The sequence below is a fragment of the Patulibacter sp. SYSU D01012 genome, from assembly GCF_017916475.1.
Lineage (GTDB): Bacteria > Actinomycetota > Thermoleophilia > Solirubrobacterales > Solirubrobacteraceae > Patulibacter.
In genome coordinates, this window is sequence record NZ_JAFMTB010000004.1 from 23,026 (window position 1) to 39,105 (window position 16,080).

The 16,080-nt window shown below is 74.1% G+C and carries 12 protein-coding genes; 3 read left to right on the forward strand and 9 right to left on the reverse strand.

Features of this window, described 5'->3' with window-relative positions; all coding sequences use genetic code 11:
- Window positions 1-14: 14 nt before the first annotated feature.
- From lpdA to J3P29_RS18730, 8 genes are all read right to left on the reverse strand, one after another.
- A complete protein-coding gene (gene lpdA, locus J3P29_RS18695; protein ID WP_349239899.1) occupies window positions 15-1,907 on the reverse strand; it encodes a dihydrolipoyl dehydrogenase in 1,893 nt (630 codons plus the stop codon).
- A 5-nt stretch (window positions 1,908-1,912) separates the two neighbouring features.
- The gene (gene aceF / locus J3P29_RS18700; protein ID WP_246852437.1) at window positions 1,913-3,247 is read right to left on the reverse strand and encodes a dihydrolipoyllysine-residue acetyltransferase; all 1,335 of its coding nucleotides are present in this window, start codon (window positions 3,245-3,247) and stop codon (window positions 1,913-1,915) included.
- Window positions 3,244-5,910 (reverse strand): pyruvate dehydrogenase (acetyl-transferring), homodimeric type, encoded by a 2,667-nt coding sequence (gene aceE, locus J3P29_RS18705; RefSeq protein WP_210495864.1) that lies wholly within the window; start codon window positions 5,908-5,910, stop codon window positions 3,244-3,246. The genes aceF and aceE overlap by 4 nt, the downstream gene beginning before the upstream one ends.
- A gap of 242 nt (window positions 5,911-6,152) precedes the next feature.
- On the reverse strand, window positions 6,153-6,851 hold the full coding sequence (locus tag J3P29_RS18710) for a GntR family transcriptional regulator (RefSeq protein ID WP_210495865.1): 699 nt from the start codon (window positions 6,849-6,851) through the stop codon (window positions 6,153-6,155).
- Window positions 6,852-6,963: 112 nt separating this feature from the next.
- Window positions 6,964-8,436: an NAD-dependent succinate-semialdehyde dehydrogenase gene (locus tag J3P29_RS18715; protein WP_210495866.1), complete on the reverse strand. Its 1,473-nt coding sequence runs from the start codon at window positions 8,434-8,436 to the stop codon at window positions 6,964-6,966.
- Window positions 8,437-8,647: 211 nt separating this feature from the next.
- Entirely contained in the window at window positions 8,648-9,382 is a 735-nt protein-coding gene (locus J3P29_RS18720) for a GntR family transcriptional regulator (RefSeq protein WP_210495867.1), read from the reverse strand.
- A gap of 62 nt (window positions 9,383-9,444) precedes the next feature.
- Window positions 9,445-10,245 carry an N-acyl homoserine lactonase AttM gene (gene attM / locus J3P29_RS18725; protein ID WP_210495869.1) on the reverse strand — a complete coding sequence of 267 codons (801 nt, stop codon included), beginning with the start codon at window positions 10,243-10,245 and terminating at the stop codon, window positions 9,445-9,447.
- A 42-nt stretch (window positions 10,246-10,287) separates the two neighbouring features.
- Window positions 10,288-11,571, reverse strand: a complete 1,284-nt coding sequence (locus J3P29_RS18730) for a hydroxyacid-oxoacid transhydrogenase (RefSeq protein ID WP_210495870.1) — start codon at window positions 11,569-11,571, stop codon at window positions 10,288-10,290.
- A gap of 123 nt (window positions 11,572-11,694) precedes the next feature.
- Between J3P29_RS18730 and J3P29_RS18735 the strand changes: the two genes are divergently transcribed.
- Window positions 11,695-13,218: an AMP-binding protein gene (locus tag J3P29_RS18735; protein WP_210495871.1), complete on the forward strand. Its 1,524-nt coding sequence runs from the start codon at window positions 11,695-11,697 to the stop codon at window positions 13,216-13,218.
- Between the two features lies 1 nt (window position 13,219).
- Complete coding sequence (locus J3P29_RS18740; RefSeq protein ID WP_210495872.1) at window positions 13,220-14,677, forward strand: FAD-binding oxidoreductase; 1,458 nt, start codon at window positions 13,220-13,222, stop codon at window positions 14,675-14,677.
- A gap of 6 nt (window positions 14,678-14,683) precedes the next feature.
- On the opposite strand, the gene J3P29_RS18745 is transcribed toward J3P29_RS18740, so the two are convergent.
- Complete coding sequence (locus J3P29_RS18745; RefSeq protein ID WP_210495873.1) at window positions 14,684-15,277, reverse strand: hypothetical protein; 594 nt, start codon at window positions 15,275-15,277, stop codon at window positions 14,684-14,686.
- Window positions 15,278-15,395: 118 nt separating this feature from the next.
- Here J3P29_RS18745 and J3P29_RS18750 point away from each other — a divergent pair, with 118 nt between their 5' ends.
- Window positions 15,396-16,076 carry a TetR/AcrR family transcriptional regulator gene (locus tag J3P29_RS18750; RefSeq protein ID WP_210495874.1) on the forward strand — a complete coding sequence of 227 codons (681 nt, stop codon included), beginning with the start codon at window positions 15,396-15,398 and terminating at the stop codon, window positions 16,074-16,076.
- Window positions 16,077-16,080 lie beyond the last annotated feature (4 nt).

Sequence of the window (16,080 nt, forward strand, 5' to 3'; positions counted from 1 at the left end):
GCCGGCCGAACCGCCTACCGCTTGCGCTTCTGCGGCAGGTCGGTGATCGTGCCCTCGGCGATCTCGGCCGCCAGGCCGATCGACTCCGAGAGCGTCGGGTGCGCGTGGACCGTCAGGGCGACGTCCTCCGCGTTGGCGCCCATCTCCAGCGCCAGGCCGACCTCGGCGATCAGCTCGCCGGCGTTCGTGCCGACGATGCCGGCGCCGAGGATGCGGCGGGACTCCGGGTCGACGAGCAGCTTCGTCTGCCCCTTCTCGGCGTCGCTCGCGAGCGCGCGGCCGGACGCGACCCAGGGGAAGACCGCGGTCTCGTACGCCGTGCCGTCCTTCTTCGCCTGCGTCTCCGTCAGGCCGACCCACGCGAGCTCGGGCTCGGTGTAGGCCACGGACGGGATGCCGCGCACGTCGAACGCCACGTCGTGGCCGGCGATGACCTCGGCGGCCACGTGCGCCTCGTGCGTCGCCTTGTGGGCGAGCATCGGCTGGCCGACGACGTCGCCGATCGCGTAGATGTGCGGCACCTTCGTGCGCTGCTGCTCGTCGACGGGCACGAAGCCGCGCTCGTCGACCTCGACGCCGAGCTCCTCCAGGCCCAGGTCCTTGCCGTTCGGCGTGCGGCCGACGGCGACGAGCACCCGGTCGAAGACGGCGGGCTCCGGCGCGTCGCCGGCGTCCGACGAGAACGTCGCCTGCAGGCCGCCGTCGACGACCTCGACCTTCTCGACCTTGGTCTTCAGGTGGATCGCGGCGTAGCGCCCGTCGATGCGCTTCTTCAGCGGCTTGATCAGGTCCTTGTCGGCGCCGGGCACGATCTGGTCGGCGAGCTCGACGACCGTCACCTGCGAGCCGAGCGCGTCGTAGACCGTCGCCATCTCCAGCCCGATGATGCCGCCGCCGACCACGAGCAGCCGCTCGGGGACGTCGGCCAGCTCGAGCGCGCCGGTGGAGTCCATGACGGCCTCCTCCTCGTGCGGGATGCCCGGCAGCTGCACCGAGCGGGAGCCCGTGGCGACGATCGCCGAGTCGAAGGTGACGAGCGTGTCGTCGACCTGCAGCTCGTGCTCGCCGACGAAGCGGCCCGTGCCCTTGACGACCTCGACCTTGCGGCCCTTGGCCATGCCGGCCACGCCGCCCGAGAGCTTGCCGACGACGTCGTCCTTCCAGGAGCGCAGCGCGTCCAGGTCGACCTCGGGCTTCGCGAACGTCACCCCGTGCGCGCCCATGTCCTCGGCCTCGGTGATGACCTTGGCCGCGTGCAGCAGCGCCTTGGACGGGATGCACCCGACGTTCAGGCAGACGCCGCCGAGCACCGGCTCGCGCTCGACCATGGCGACCTTCAGGCCCAGGTCGGCGGCGCGGAACGCGGCCGAGTAGCCGCCGGGGCCGGAGCCCAGCACGACGACGTCGACGTGCACGTCGCCCTTCGCCTTGACCTCGTCGGACGCCTTCGACGCCTCGCCGCCGTGGCGGCCGGCCGTCCCGGCCGCGGCGGGGTCGGCCGTGGCCGAGGAGCCGCCGGCGTACGAGTCGCCCTCGGTCCCGGCCGCGGAGGTGCCGCCGCCGTCCCGGGAGCCGTCCTCGCCGCGCGGAGCCTGCGCGTGCTGCGCGCCGCCGGCGTCCTTCTCGTCGACGTTCCCGCCGTCGGGCGCCTGGGCGTCCCCGTCGTCGGCCGCGTCGTCGGCGGTCTCGAGGACCAGCACGACCGTGCCCTCGGAGACCGTGTCGCCCTCCTTGACCTTCAGCTCGACGACCGTGCCGGCCTGCGGGCTCGGCACCTCCATCGTGGCCTTGTCGGACTCGAGCGCGACGAGCGGATCCTCGACCGCCACCTCGTCGCCCGGGGACACGAGCAGCTCGGTCACCGGGACGTCGGTGAAGTCCCCGATGTCCGGGACCTTGACCTCGATGGTGCTCACAGCAGGATCCTCCGGAAGTCGGCCAGGATGGTCGCCAGGTGCGCCGTGAAGCGGGCCGCGAGCGCCCCGTCGATGACGCGGTGGTCGTAGGAGAGCGACAGCGGCAGGATCAGCCGCGGCGCGAACTCGCTGCCGTTCCACACCGGCTTCATCGCCGAGCGCGTGACGCCGAGGATGGCGACCTCGGGCGCGTTGATGATCGGCGTGAACGACGTGCCGCCGATGCCGCCCAGGCTGGAGAGCGAGAACGTGCCGCCGCTCATCTGCGCGGGGCCGAGCTTGCCCTCGCGGGCCTTCGCCGACAGCTCGGTCAGCTCGCCGGCCACCTGCAGGATGCCCTTCTGGTCCACGTCGCGGATGACGGGGACCAGCAGGCCGTTCGGCGTGTCGGCCGCGAAGCCCAGGTGGTGGTACTTGCGCAGGACGAGCTCGTCGCCGTCGAGCGAGGAGTTCAGCGTCGGGTACTGCTTGAGCGCCCCCGAGATGGCCTTCAGGAGCAGGGCGACCATCGTCACCTTGACGTCCTTCTGCTCCGCGTTGAGCTGCTTGCGGAACGCCTCGAGCTCGGTGATGTCCGCGTCGTCGTTGTGCGTGACGTGCGGGATGCGGACCCAGTTGCGGGCCAGGTTGGCGCCCGACAGCTTCTGGATGCGCGAGAGCGGGACGCGCTCGGTCTCGCCGAACTTCTCGAAGTTCACCGTCGGCCAGGGCGCCAGGCCCAGGCCGCCGTCGCCGTCCGCCGCCTTCGGGGCGTCGGCCTTCGGCGCCGCCGGGGCGTCCTTGGCCTTCTGCACGTCCTCGGGCACGATGCGGCCCTTGCGGCCGGTGCCCTGGACGCCGTGCAGGTCGACGCCCAGCTCGCGGGCCAGGCGCCGGACGCTCGGGCTCGCGTAGATCGGGGCGTCCTCGGGGGCCGAGGTCGGCGCGTTCGACGGGGCCTTCGCCTCGCCGGACCCCGACTGCTCCTCGGCGTCGAGGGCGGCGCCGCCGGTCTTGCTGGTCCCGGACGGCGCGATCGCGTCGGGCTCGGCGGCGGTGCCGCCGGTGTCCTCGGACACGTCGCCGCCCTCGGGCTTCACCGCGTCGTCGCCGCCCTCCTCGCCGGTCTCGACCGCGACGACGGCGGTGCCCTCGGACACCGTGTCGCCGACGGAGACGAGGATCTCCTTGACGGTGCCGGCGACGGGCGACGGCACCTCCATCGTGGCCTTGTCCGACTCGAGCGCGACGAGCGGGTCCTCCTCGGCGACGGTGTCGCCCACCGCCACGAGGATCTCGACGACCGGAACGTCCTCGAAGTCCCCGATGTCCGGGACCTCGACCTGCTTCATCGTGCCCACGGGGCCCCCTCGTCCTTGATCTCGTACTGCTCGATGACCGTCCCGAGGACCTTGCGGTCGACGGCACCCTGCTCGGCCAGCTGGGTCAGGGCCGCGAGCACGACGTGCCGGCGGTCGACCTCGAAGAAGCTGCGCAGCGCCTTGCGGTAGTCCGAGCGGCCGAAGCCGTCGGTGCCCAGCACCGTGTACGGGGCGTCCACGAACGGGCGGATGCCGTCGGCGAGCTCGCGGATGTAGTCCGAGGCCGCCACGATCGGCACGTCGCCGGCCAGCTGCTCCGCGACGTACGGGACGCGGCGGTCCTCGTCCGGGTGCAGGCGGTTGTGGCGCTCGGCGGCCATGCCGTCGCGGCGCAGCTCGGTGTAGCTCGTGACGCTCCACACCTCGGCGGCGACGCCGTGCTCCTCCTCGAGCGCCTCGGCCGCGGCGAGCACCTCGCGCAGGATCGTGCCGGACCCGAGCAGGCGGATCGTCTTGCCCTTCTTCCCGTCGATGCCCGCCTCGCGCACGCGGTGCATGCCGCGCAGGATGCCCTCCTGCGACCCCTCCGGCATCGCCGGCTGGGGGTAGTTCTCGTTCATGACGGTCAGGTAGTAGAAGACGTCCTCCTGCTCGCCGTACATCCGGCGCAGGCCGTCCTGGACGATGACCGCCAGCTCGTACCCGTAGGCCGGGTCGTACGAGACGCAGTTGGGGATCAGCGCCGCCTGGACCAGGCTGTGGCCGTCCTCGTGCTGCAGGCCCTCGCCGTTCAGGGTGGTCCGCCCGGCGGTGCCGCCGACGAGGAAGCCGCGGGCGCGGGAGTCGCCCGCCGCCCACGCCAGGTCGCCCACGCGCTGGAACCCGAACATCGAGTAGTAGACGTAGAACGGGATCATCGGCGTGTCGTTGTTGCTGTACGACGTCGCCGCGGCGATCCAGGACGAGAACGCGCCCGGCTCGTTGATGCCCTCCTGCAGGATCTGCCCCTGGCGATCCTCGCGGTAGAACATGAGCTGCTCGGAGTCCTCGGGCTGGTACAGCTGCCCGACCTGGGAGTAGATGCCCAGCTGGCGGAACATGCCCTCCATGCCGAACGTCCGCGACTCGTCGGGGACGATCGGGACGATGTGCTTCTTCAGCGCCTTGTCGCGCAGGAGCGCGGCGAGCACGCGGACGAACGCCATCGTCGTCGAGATCTCGCGGTCGCCGGAGCCCTCGGTGATCGCCTTGAAGGCGGACAGCTCGGGGACGGGCAGCGAGGTCGAGGACTTCGGCCGGCGCGCGGGCAGCGAGCCGCCGAGCTTCTTGCGCTGCTCCAGGAGGAAGCGCATCTCCTCGGAGTCCTCGTCCGGGCGGACGAACGCGGCCTCCTTGACCTGCTCGTCCGTCAGGTCCAGCCCGAAGCGGTCCCGGAACGCGAACAGCACGTCCTCGGTCATCTTCTTCTGCTGGTGCGTGATGTTCTGGCCCTCGCCGGAGCCGCCCATCCCGTAGCCCTTGATGGTCTTCGCGAGGATGACCGTCGGCTGCCCCTTGTGGGCGCGGGCCGCCGCGTACGCCGCGTAGACCTTCTGCGGGTCGTGGCCGCCGCGGTTGAGCGCCCAGACCTCGTCGTCGGTCCAGTCCTCGACCATCTTGGCCGTCTCGGGGTGCTTGCCGAAGAAGTGCTCGCGGACGTAGGCGCCGTCGCGGGACTTCAGCGTCTGGTAGTCGCCGTCGACGGTCTCCTCCATCAGGCGCAGCAGGTGGCCCTCGGTGTCCGCCTGGATCAGGCGGTCCCACTTCGAGCCCCACACGACCTTGATGACGTTCCAGCCGGCGCCGCGGAAGTTCGCCTCGAGCTCCTGGATGACCTTGCCGTTGCCGCGCACCGGGCCGTCGAGGCGCTGCAGGTTGCAGTTGATGACGAAGGTCAGGTTGTCGAGCTTCTCGCGGCCGGCCATGCCGATCGCGCCCATCGACTCGGGCTCGTCCATCTCGCCGTCGCCGCAGAAGACCCAGACGTCGCGGTCCTTCGTGTCGGCGATGCCGCGGCCCTGCAGGTACTTGAGGAAGCGCGCCTGGTAGATCGCCATGAGCGGGCCGAGGCCCATCGACACCGTCGGGAACTGCCAGAACTCCGGCATGAGCCACGGGTGCGGGTACGACGAGAGCCCCTTGGCGCTCGGGTCCGTCTCCTGCCGGAAGCGCTCCATCTGCTCCACGGGGATGCGCCCCTCGAGGAAGGCGCGGGCGTAGAAGCCCGGCGCGGAGTGACCCTGGAAGTAGACGAGGTCGCCGCCGTGCTCCTCGCTCGGGGCGCGCCAGAAGTGGTTGAAGCCCACCTCGTAGAGCGTCGCGGCGGACTGGAAGCTGGCGATGTGGCCGCCGAGCTCCGAGCTCTCCTTGTTGGCGCGCAGGACCGAGGCGAGCGCGTTCCAGCGCACGAGGGAGCGCACGCGGCGCTCGACGGCCTGGTCGGTCGGCAGCTCCTCGCCCTGGTCGGCGGGGATGGTGTTGACGTACGGGGTCGTCGAGGGGACGGCCGGGGACGCGCCGCGGGCGCGGGCCTCGGCGATCAGGCGCGCGAGGAGGTCCTCGGCGCGGTCGGGCCCGTCGTGGGCCAGGACCGCGTCCAGGGCCTCGAGCCACTCTCGGGTCTCGGCGGGATCGGGATCGGCGGTGGTGGACATCGACGCTCGGATCGGGTGCGGGGCCGAGGCACGCAGCGCCCGGGACCGTGTCCCGCGTCACGCTGGCCTCCACACTAGTATACAAGCGACCTCCCGGTTCGGGGAAGCCGCTCGACGACCGGTGGAGACGGTCCGCGCGCGGCTCGTCCTGGGGTGCGGTCCTCGCCCCACGTCCTACCCGATCACGCGCGCCCCATGTGCCAGACGCGGCGCCCCGAACCCCCGGTTCGGGGGCGTGGCCGCTACTCCGCGGCGAAGAACTCGGGGTGCTCGGCCCGGATGGCCTCGAGCACGGAGAGCACCATGCGCAGGTGGTGCCGGAGCTCCCCCTCGGCGCGGTCCGGGTCGTGCGCGGCGACCGCGTCGACGACCGCACGGTGCTCCTGGATCATCTCGCCCATGTACTCCGGGACGGGCAGCGAGAGCCGCCGCACCCGGACGAGGTGGCCGTCGGCGCGCTGGGCGAGCGACCAGGCGATCTCGTGCCCCGACGCCGCGCACAGCTTCGCGTGGAAGGCGTCGTCCGTGACGAAGAAGCGGTCGAAGTCGCCGGCCGCGTGCGCCTCCTCCTGCTGCGCCACGATCGCGCGCAGCTCGAGCAGGTCGGCGTCCGTCGCCCGCTCGGCGGTCAGGCGGATGGCGGCGCACTCGAGGGCCTCGCGCACGAACTGGGCGTCGGCCACGGCGCCGATCGAGATCTTCGAGACGAACGTGCCGAGCTGCGGGACGATCTCGACCAGGCGGTCGTCGCCCAGGCGGACGAGGGCCTCGCGGACCGGCGTGCGGGAGACGCCGAGCGCCTCGGCCAGCTCGTTCTCCGACAGCCGGCGCCCCGGCTCGAGGCGGCCGGCGACGAGGACGTCGCGCAGCGCGTCGTAGACGCGTTGACGGGTGCCGCCGCGGGCGCGGTCCGTCAGCGCGATCCTCAGCTCCGGGGGCACGCTTGCATACTAGTCGTCGCCGGGGGCCGGGACGCGGTACGCGCGCGGCGCGCGCCCCGTCCGGCGGGGTCCGCGGCGGCCGCGCCCGGGGGCGCGACGCCGCGGACGGGCGCTAGCCGATGGCGTCCGGGATGGCGACGTAGCGGGACTGCAGGTACTCCTCCAGGCCCTCGGGGCCGCCCTCGCGGCCGAAGCCCGAGTCCTTCACGCCGCCGAAGGGGGCGGCGGGGTTGGAGACCAGGCCGGTGTTGATGCCGAGCATGCCGACCTCGAGCAGGCGCGACACGCGCAGCATGCGCGCGACGTCCTTCGTGTACGCGTAGGCGACGAGGCCGTACTCGGTGTCGTTGGCCAGGCGCACGGCCTCCTCCTCGGTGGAGAAGGTGACGACCGGGGCGACCGGGCCGAAGACCTCCTCGTGGAGGATGCGCGCGTCGGCGGGCAGGTCGGTCAGGACGGTGCCCGGGTAGTAGCGGCCGTCCGCGGCGTCGTTGCCGCCCGCGGCGACGGTCGCGCCGCGGTCGACGGCGTCCTGCACGAGCTCGCGGACCTTGTCGACGGCCTTGTCGTCGATCATCGGCCCGAGGGTGGTGCCCTCGGCGGTGCCCGGCCCGAGCTTCAGGCCGTTCGCGATCTCGACGAGGCCCGTCGTGAACTCCTCGGCGACGGACTCGTGGACGAGGAAGCGGTTGGCCGACGTGCACGCCTGGCCGCCGTTGCGGAACTTCGCGACCTTCGCGCCCTCGAGCGCGGCCTCCACGTCGGCGTCGTCGAAGACGACGAACGGCGCGTTGCCGCCCAGCTCCATCGACATGCGCAGGAGCGCCTTGCCGCCCTGCTCGGCCAGGTTGCGGCCGACCGGCGTCGACCCGGTGAAGGACAGCTTCGCGGTGCGCGGGTGCTCGATGAGCGCCGTCGTGACCTCGCGCGAGTTCGTCGTCGTGACGACGGTGACGGCCTTCGGCGGCACGCCGGCCTCGAGCAGGATGCCGACGAGGGCGAGCATCGTCAGCGGCGTCTGCTGCGGCGGCTTGATGACGACGGAGCAGCCGGCGGCGAGCGCCGGGGCGATCTTGCGGGTGCCCATCGCGAGGGGGAAGTTCCACGGCGTGACGAACACGCACGGGCCGACCGGGTCCTTCTGCGTGAGGATGCGGCCCGTCCCCCCCTCGTGCAGGGCGTGGCGGCCCTCGATGCGCGTCGCGCGCTCGGAGTACTCGCGGAGGAAGCCGTTGGCGTACGTGACCTCGCCGACCGAGTCCGGCAGGGCCTTGCCCATCTCGAGCGACATGAGGCGCGCGAGCTCGTCGGCGCGCTCGTTCACGAGCTCCCAGGCGCGGCGCAGGACGTCCGAGCGCGTGCGGGCCGGGGTGTCGCGCCACTCGAGGAAGCCCTCCCAGGCGCCCTCCATCGCGGCGTCGACGTCCTCGGGCGTGGCGTCGGTGACGTGCGCGAGCTCGCTGTCGTCCGCCTTGTTCGTGACGACGAACGTCTCGCCGCCCAGGGCGGTCCAGGAGCCGTCGACGTGGCTCTGCGCCGGGACGCGCAGCGGGAGGTCGGTGGTGGACTGCTCTGCCGTGCTCATCCTGTGCTCTCCTCGGTGCTGCCGCGGCGGGCCGACGGGCGTCGGCGCCGGGTCGCGGCGGGTGGTTCCATCGTGCCACGCGGCGTTCCGACCCCCGAGGGGACGGCGCGTCGCGGAATTCCGGCCGGCGGCAGACGACGTGCCCGCCGTCGCCCCGGACGCCCGCTCCGCCGGTACCCGACGGCCGTCGGGACGATGCGCGGACGGGGGATCAGCTCGCCTCCGGCAGCGCCGACCAGGCCAGCTCGTGCGGCCCGCCGCCGCCCTCCTGCGCCAGCAGCAGCCCGGCGGTCGCGAGCAGGTGCGCCCGCATCGCCGCCGCGGCGGCGTCGGCGTCGCGCGCCTCGACGGCCGCCAGGATCGCCTCGTGCTCGCCCAGGATCGTCGTCAGCGTGCGGGAGCGCCCCGCGGTCGACGCGCCGAGGAAGCGGACGAGGTCGCGCAGGTTCACGACCTGGTCGGCCAGCCGCCGGTTGCCGGCGGCGCGCAGCAGCACGTCGTGGAAGCGCCGGTCGGCGGCCATGAACGCCGTCTCGTCGTCCTCCCCCGCGTGCGCGCGCATCGTCGCCAGGTGCTCGCGCAGGGCGGCGAGCTCGTCCGCGCCCACGAGCGTCGTGGCGCGGCGCGTGGCGGGGACCTCGAGCAGCAGGCGCAGCGTGAAGATCTCCTCCAGGTCGTGGAGCGGCGTCTCGAGGATCCGCACCCCGCGGTTGCGCTCGAAGCGCACCAGGCCCTGGCTCTCGAGCAGCAGGAGCGCCTCGCGCACCGGGGTGCGGGACGCCCCGAGCTGCTCGGCGAGCTGCGGGACCGACAGCCGCATGCCGGGCTGCAGGCGCCCGTCGGCGATCGCGTCGCGCACCTGCTCCGCGACCCGCGCGGTCAGCGTGACGCCCCCGCCGGCCGGGTCCTCGAGCGGCGCGAAGGCGGGGGGATCGGGGGTGCTCACGGGGCGCGATCCTACGGCGCGCGGCGGCGGCCCGGGCGCGTTCGCGCCCGGGCCGGCGGGGCTCAGTCGTAGTACTCCGGGGCGTGCTTGAACGTCGCCCAGGCGTCCGGGTCGTGGCCCGTGACCACCGTCGCGTCGGTGCGGGCGGCGATCCGCTTGAGCTTCTGCACCGAGCGGACCGCGTCGACGACCGAGGCGACGAAGCCCGGCAGCGCCTGCTCGTTCCAGTGGTCCGTCGTGTAGGCCGCGTCGACGGTCAGCAGCATGGTCGTGCCGCTCGGCAGGTTGACCTCGAACGACTGGTGGCCCGGCGCGTGGCCCGGGGTGCGCCACAGGCGCAGGGTGCCGTCGCCGAACAGGTCGTAGCCGTCGTCGCCCTCGTCGAGCAGCACCCACGGCACGCCCGGCTTGACGTAGTCGGCCTTGATGTAGCCGCCGTCGGCGAACCAGTCGGGCGCGTGGGCGTACTCGTACTCGGTGCGGGTGCACAGCACCTGCGCGTTCGGGAACTGGTCGATCACCGACAGCGCGCCCGTGTGGTCCAGGTGCAGGTGGCTCTGCACGACCCACTTGACGTCCGCCGGGTCGAAGCCCGCCTTCTGCAGCGCCGGGATCACGTGCTGGTCGTCGGCGACGACGGGCCAGTAGACGTCGGAGATGCCGCCCCAGTACCCCTTCGGGTCCTCGGCCGCGGCCTTCGCGTTGCCCCCGTCGATGACGACGTGGCCCTTCGGGTGGGTGATGAGGTACCAGGGGACCGGGATCTCGTACTCCTCCCCCAGGCCCTGGTTCATCTTGATGTTCTCGACGTGGCACTTCAGGGTGCCGCCGTCGAACATGTACAGGCGGATCTCGTCCGTCATCGTCCCTCTCTCCCTCGGTGGTCCGGTCCCGTCAGGGCCCGCTCAGATGGCGCGCAGCGACGCGCGCAGGATGTCGGCCAGGTCGTCCTCGGTCGGCGTCTTCGGCGCGATCACGAGGAGGCGCTGCTGCTTGAGCGCGCCCTGCACCAGCTCGGGGATGTCGTCCTCGGTGTAGCCGAGCTCCTCGATGCCGGTCGGCGCGCCGACGTCGCGCATCAGGTCGCGCAGGACGTCCGGCAGCAGGTCGGGCGACGGGCCGCCGAGCTCGTCGAGCGTCTTGCCGGTCAGCAGGCAGGCGACCTCGTGGTGGCGCTCGGGGGCCGCGTCGTAGGTGAAGCGGAACGCGGCGGGCGCCGTGACGATCACCGAGTGGCCGTGCGGTACGAACGGGTGGTCCTGCGGGTAGCCCGGCGGCTCGTAGACGTGCTTCAGGCCGGCGATCGGGTAGGCGCAGGCGTGCGGGATGTGCACGCCGGCGGAGCCGAAGCCGACGCCCGCCATCGTGGCGCCGAGCATCATGAACCCGCGCGCCTCGGTGTCCTCGGGGTCCGCGACCGCGCGGCGCAGGTACTTGCCGCCGAACTCCAGCGCCTTCGCGGACCACACGTCGGCGATCGGGTTGGCGCCCTGGTACGGCGGGCGGTCGTCGGGCGACGCCGGCTTCTCCCGCGAGTCGAAGGGCCGCGAGATGTAGCTCTCCGCCGCGTGGCAGACGACGTCCAGGCCGGCGGACGACGTGACCTCCGCCGGCAGGGTGCGGGTGACCTCGGGGTCGACGATGCCCTGCGCCGGGCGCATGTAGCGGTGCGAGATGCCCGTCTTGACCTTCAGGTCCGGGATGTCGAGGACCGCGACGGTCGTGGCCTCGGCGCCCGTGCCCGACGTCGTCGGGATCGCCAGGTGCGGCAGGAGCGGCGTGGCGGGCTTCTTGCCCTTGCCGACCGGCGCGTTGACGTAGTCGAGGATCGGCGCCGGATGGCTCGTGACGAGGCACGAGACCTTCGCGGTGTCCATCGACGACCCGCCGCCGACGGACACGAAGCCGTCGACCTTCGCCTCGAGCGCGAAGTCCGCGGCGTCCTGGAGCGAGTCGATCGTCGGCTCGACGCGGGAGCGGTCGTAGACGACGACCTCGATGCCCTCGGCCTCGATCGCCTCCTGCACCCGGGCCGGGATGCCGGTCGCCACCACGCCCGGGTCGGTCACGAGCATCGCCCGCGTCACCCCCAGCCGCTTGAGCTCCCATCCGGCGTCGGCGATGGCGCCCGCGCCGAACTTGATCGGGGTCGCCTCCATCGTGAAGATCGACTCGTGCTGAGCGCCCATGCGCACCACTCCTGGCGGTCGTAGGTCCGGGGGCGGCGGTGTGCCGCCCGTCACGGGACGGAGGTCTACCACGTGACATGTCACATGCGCAAGCCGCCTCGACGTGGCTAGGATGGCCGCGGCATGAACTTCGCCCGCGACACCGTCGACGCCGCCGACCCGGCGGCGCGCGCCCTCGTCGAGCGTGCCCGGAACGGGCGGCGCCGCGAGTGGACGTTCGGCGACGTCGCGGACGCGTCGGCCCGGCTCGCCGGCGCGCTCGCCGCCCGCGGCGCCGGGCGCGGCGACGTCGTCATGACGCTGATCGGCAACCGCCCCGAGTGGGTGCTGACGATGGTCGCGTGCTTCCGCCTCGGCGCCGTCGTGCTCCCCTGCACGGAGCAGCTGCGGCCCGCCGACCTGCGGGCGCGGATCGACGCGGTCCACCCCCGGCTGGTCGTGGCCGACGCCCGCGACGAGGCGACCCTGCGGGCGGCCCTCGCGGCGCCGTCGGCGGACGGGGCGGCGCGGGCCCCCGAGCCCGCGGTCGTCCTCGTGCCCGACCCGGCGCTCCTGGACGCGGACCCGGCCCCCGCCGTGGCGCTGGCCCCGGGCGACCCGTGCCTGATCACGTTCACGAGCGGCACCTCGGGCCGGGCGAAGCCCGTGCTGCACGGCCAGCGCTACCTGACCGGGCAGGCGCTGCAGGCCGAGCACTGGCTCGCCGCCGGCCCCGGCGACCTCGTCTGGTGCACCGCCGCGAGCGGCTGGAGCAAGAGCGCCCGCAACGTCTTCATCGCCCCCTGGCTGCGCGGCGCCGCGGCGCTCCTGCACGACGCGCGGTTCGACCCCGCCGAGCGGCTCGCGGTGGCGCGCGAGGAGGACGTGACCGTCCTCTGCATGGCGCCGACGGAGTACCGCGTGATCGCGAAGCGCACGGCCCTCGGACCGCTGCCCGCCATGCGCGGGCTCGTCGCCGCCGGCGAGGCGCTGAACCCCGAGACGCTCCGCGCCTGGCGCGACGCCACCGGCCTGGAGATCCGCGACGGCTACGGGCAGACCGAGACGGGACAGATCACCGGCGTGCCGCCCGGCGGCACCGTCAAGCCCGGCTCGATGGGCCGCCCGCTGCCCGGCGTGCGGGCGTGGGTCGACGACGGCGAGCTCGTCGTCGACCCGGCGACCGTGCCGACCTTCTTCGTCGGCTACCTCGGCCCCGGCGGCGCCCCCGACGGCCCCGACCGCCAGGGCGCCGCGGAGCCGTGGCGGACCGGCGACCGCGTCACGCAGGACGACGACGGCTTCCTCTTCTTCGAGGGCCGCACGGACGACGTCATCATCTCGTCCGGCTACCGCATCGGCCCGTTCGAGGTGGAGTCCGCCCTCGTCGCGCACCCCGCCGTCGCCGAGGCCGCGGCCGTCGCCGCTCCCGACGAGGAGCGCGGGAGCGTCGTGCGCGCCGTCGTCGTGCTGCGCGACGGGCACGCCCCGACGGACGCCCTCGCCGCCGAGCTGCAGGCCCATGTCCGCGCGACGACGGCCCCGTACAAGTACCCGCGGATCGTCGAGTTCGTCGACGACCTGCCCAAGACCGCGAGCGGCAAGGTCCGCCGCGCCGCCCTGCGCGCCGCCGGCGCCGCGGCGCCCACCCCCCGGAAGGACGACTGAGATGGCCAGGATCGAAGCCGACGCCGACGCCCCGCGCTCCGACGACGTCCCCGCCCGCGACGCCGCCGCCGCGGGGCGCGACCTCGCCCGCATCGTCGGCGAGGCGCACGTGCAGGCGCCCGTCGTCGCGTCCGAGCTGCTGCAGGACGCCACCGAGACGCGGGGCCTGCGCGGCACCGCGCTCGCCGCCGTCCACCCGGGCACCCCCGAGGAGGTCGCGCGGGTCGTGCGCTGGGCCGGCGAGCAGGGCGTCCCGGTCGTGCCCCGCGGCGGCGGGACGGGGTACTCCGGCGGCGCCGTCCCCGGCATGGGCCCCGAGGGCGCGAACGCGATCGTCCTGGCGACGGACCGCCTGAACGGCCCGGGCGAGCTCGTGCCCGAGGCCTGGCGCGGCACGTTCCCCGCCGGCGTGACGACGCACGACGTCCACCGCCGCTGCCTCGAGGCCGGCCTGTTCTTCGCGCCCAACCCCGGGTCCGCGGAGGCGTGCATGATCGGCGGCAACGTCGCGACGAACGCCGGCGGCCCGCGCTCCTTCCGCCACGGCTCGACGCGGGCGTGGGTCAGCGGGCTCGAGGCCGTGCTGCCCGGCGGCGAGCTCGTCCGCCTGGGCGGCAGCGCCCGCAAGAGCGTCGAGACGCTCGACCTCGTCGGCCTGCTCTGCGGGTCCGAGGGCACCCTGGGCGTCATCACCGAGGTGACGCTGCGCCTGCAGCCCGCGCCCGAGCTGGCTCTGCCCGTGCTCGCGGTCTACGCCGACCGCGAGGCCGGGCTGAACGCCCTCGGCTACGCGATGGCGTGCGGCGTGGTGCCGACGGCGCTCGAGTTCCTCGACGGCGGCGCGCTGCGCGCGGCGGCGGCGACGTTCCCCGGCGGCCTGCCCGACGGCGCGGCGTTCGCGGTCCTCGTCGAGGCGATCGGCACGGAGGAGATCGCTCGCCTGGAGGCCGCGGCGCTGGCCGAGGCGATCCGCGAGGACGCGCTGCTCGTCCGCGAGCCGTCGACCCGGGCCGAGGTCGAGGAGCTGTGGCGCTGGCGCGACGGCGTGTCGCTGTCCGTGGTGGCCGCGCGCGGCGGCAAGCTCTCCGAGGACGTCGTCGTCCCCGCCGAGCGGCTCGGCGACGCGCTCGCGGCGGTGGACCGCCTGGGCGCCGAGCAGGGCGTCGAGACGACCTCGTGGGGCCACGCCGGCGACGGCATCCTGCACGCCACGGTGATGGTCGACCGCGACGACCAGGCGGCCCTCGAGCACGCGGCCGAGGCCGCCCACGGGCTGCTCGACATCGCCCAGGAGCTGGACGGGGCGCTGTCCGGCGAGCACGGCATCGGCCTGGTCAAGCGCGAGGCGGCCGAGCGGCTGGACCCCGCGGTCCTCGCGGCGCAGCGGGCCGTGAAGGACGCCCTCGACCCGCGCGGGATCATGAACCCGGGGCGCAAGCTGCCGCTGCCGCCCCGGTAGGGCGGGTCACCGGCGCAGCAGCCCGGGCAGCCGGCGCAGCCCGGCCAGCACGTCGCGGCGCGGGTGCGCGAGCGCCCGCACGACCGCGCCGGCCGCGTCCTCGCCCACCGGGCCGCCGTGGCCGACGAGCAGCCGCTCGGGCGCGAACCCGCGCAGGAGCGTCGGCGGCGTGGCGCGCAGCGCCGGGTGCACGCCGACCGGCCCCTGCCCGAGGGTGAAGTACGGCACCGTCCCCAGCGCCTCGGGGACGAGCAGCAGGCGACGCTCCGGCCACCACAGCGCGACCTCGCGCCACCACCGGCGGTCGACGACGGGCAGCACCTCGAACGGCGTGCCACCCAGGACCCCCGGCAGGCGGACCAGCGGCACGCCGAAGCGGCGCGCCACCGCGGCCGCGTCGCGGTTGTGGCGGTCGAGGAGCTGCAGCACGCCGACGGGCTCGCCGAGCGCGGCCGCGCGCTCGAGCGCCTCGTCGTCCGCGACGGGATCGACGAGCCAGACCCGCCCGTCGTCGACGAGCGCGTGCGACGCGCGCGCCATCGGCTCCCGTACCACCCAGGTCAGGGCGTGGGGCGCGTCGTCGTGGAGGCGGACGGACATGCGGGCAGCGTACCCGGGCGCCGAGGCGGGGCCTGGGCGCAGGCCACGACCCGGGCACGGGGCGGTACGTCCGTGGATCGGGCGTCTCGCGGGCGTCGCGACTGGGTACCGTTCCTGCGTGTCCACCGTCCCACATACATCCAGGACCGCGCCCGCCAGCCCGACCGTCGTGCGCGACGCCGACGTCGACGACGATGCCGCCGGACGGTCCCGGCGCGACGACATCCTGCGGGTCGCCACCGAGCTGTTCGCCCAGAACGGCTACCACGCCGTCGGCATGCGCGCGATCGCCGACGCCGTCGGCATCCGCGGGTCCAGCCTGTACCACCACTTCGGGTCCAAGCGCGACATCCTGCGCGCCATCGCGCTGGACTACATGCACGCCTTCCTGGCGGAGCACCTGCCGACCCTGCAGGGCGACGGCGATCCCGCCGAGCGGCTGCGCCGCGTGCTGCGCGCCGAGGTCGTCTACTTCTGGACGCACCGCGCCGCGCACGACGTGGGCGAGCGCGAGATGCGCGAGCTGGACGAGACCTCGTACGCCGAGGTCCGCGGCCTGCGGCGCCGGTACCAGGAGGCCGTCACCGCCACGGTGCGGGAGGGGTGCGCCCGCGGCGTCTTCCGCGTCGACGACGCCGACCTCGCCGCGACGGCGATCCTCGGGCTGATGCAGTCCGTCAACGGCTGGTTCCGCGAGGATGGCCGCCTGTCGCTCGAGGCGGTCGCGGACGCCTACGCCGACATGGCGGTGTGCCGCATCCTCGGCGCGTGCGCCGGGGGCGACGCGCCGTCGGCGTAGCCCG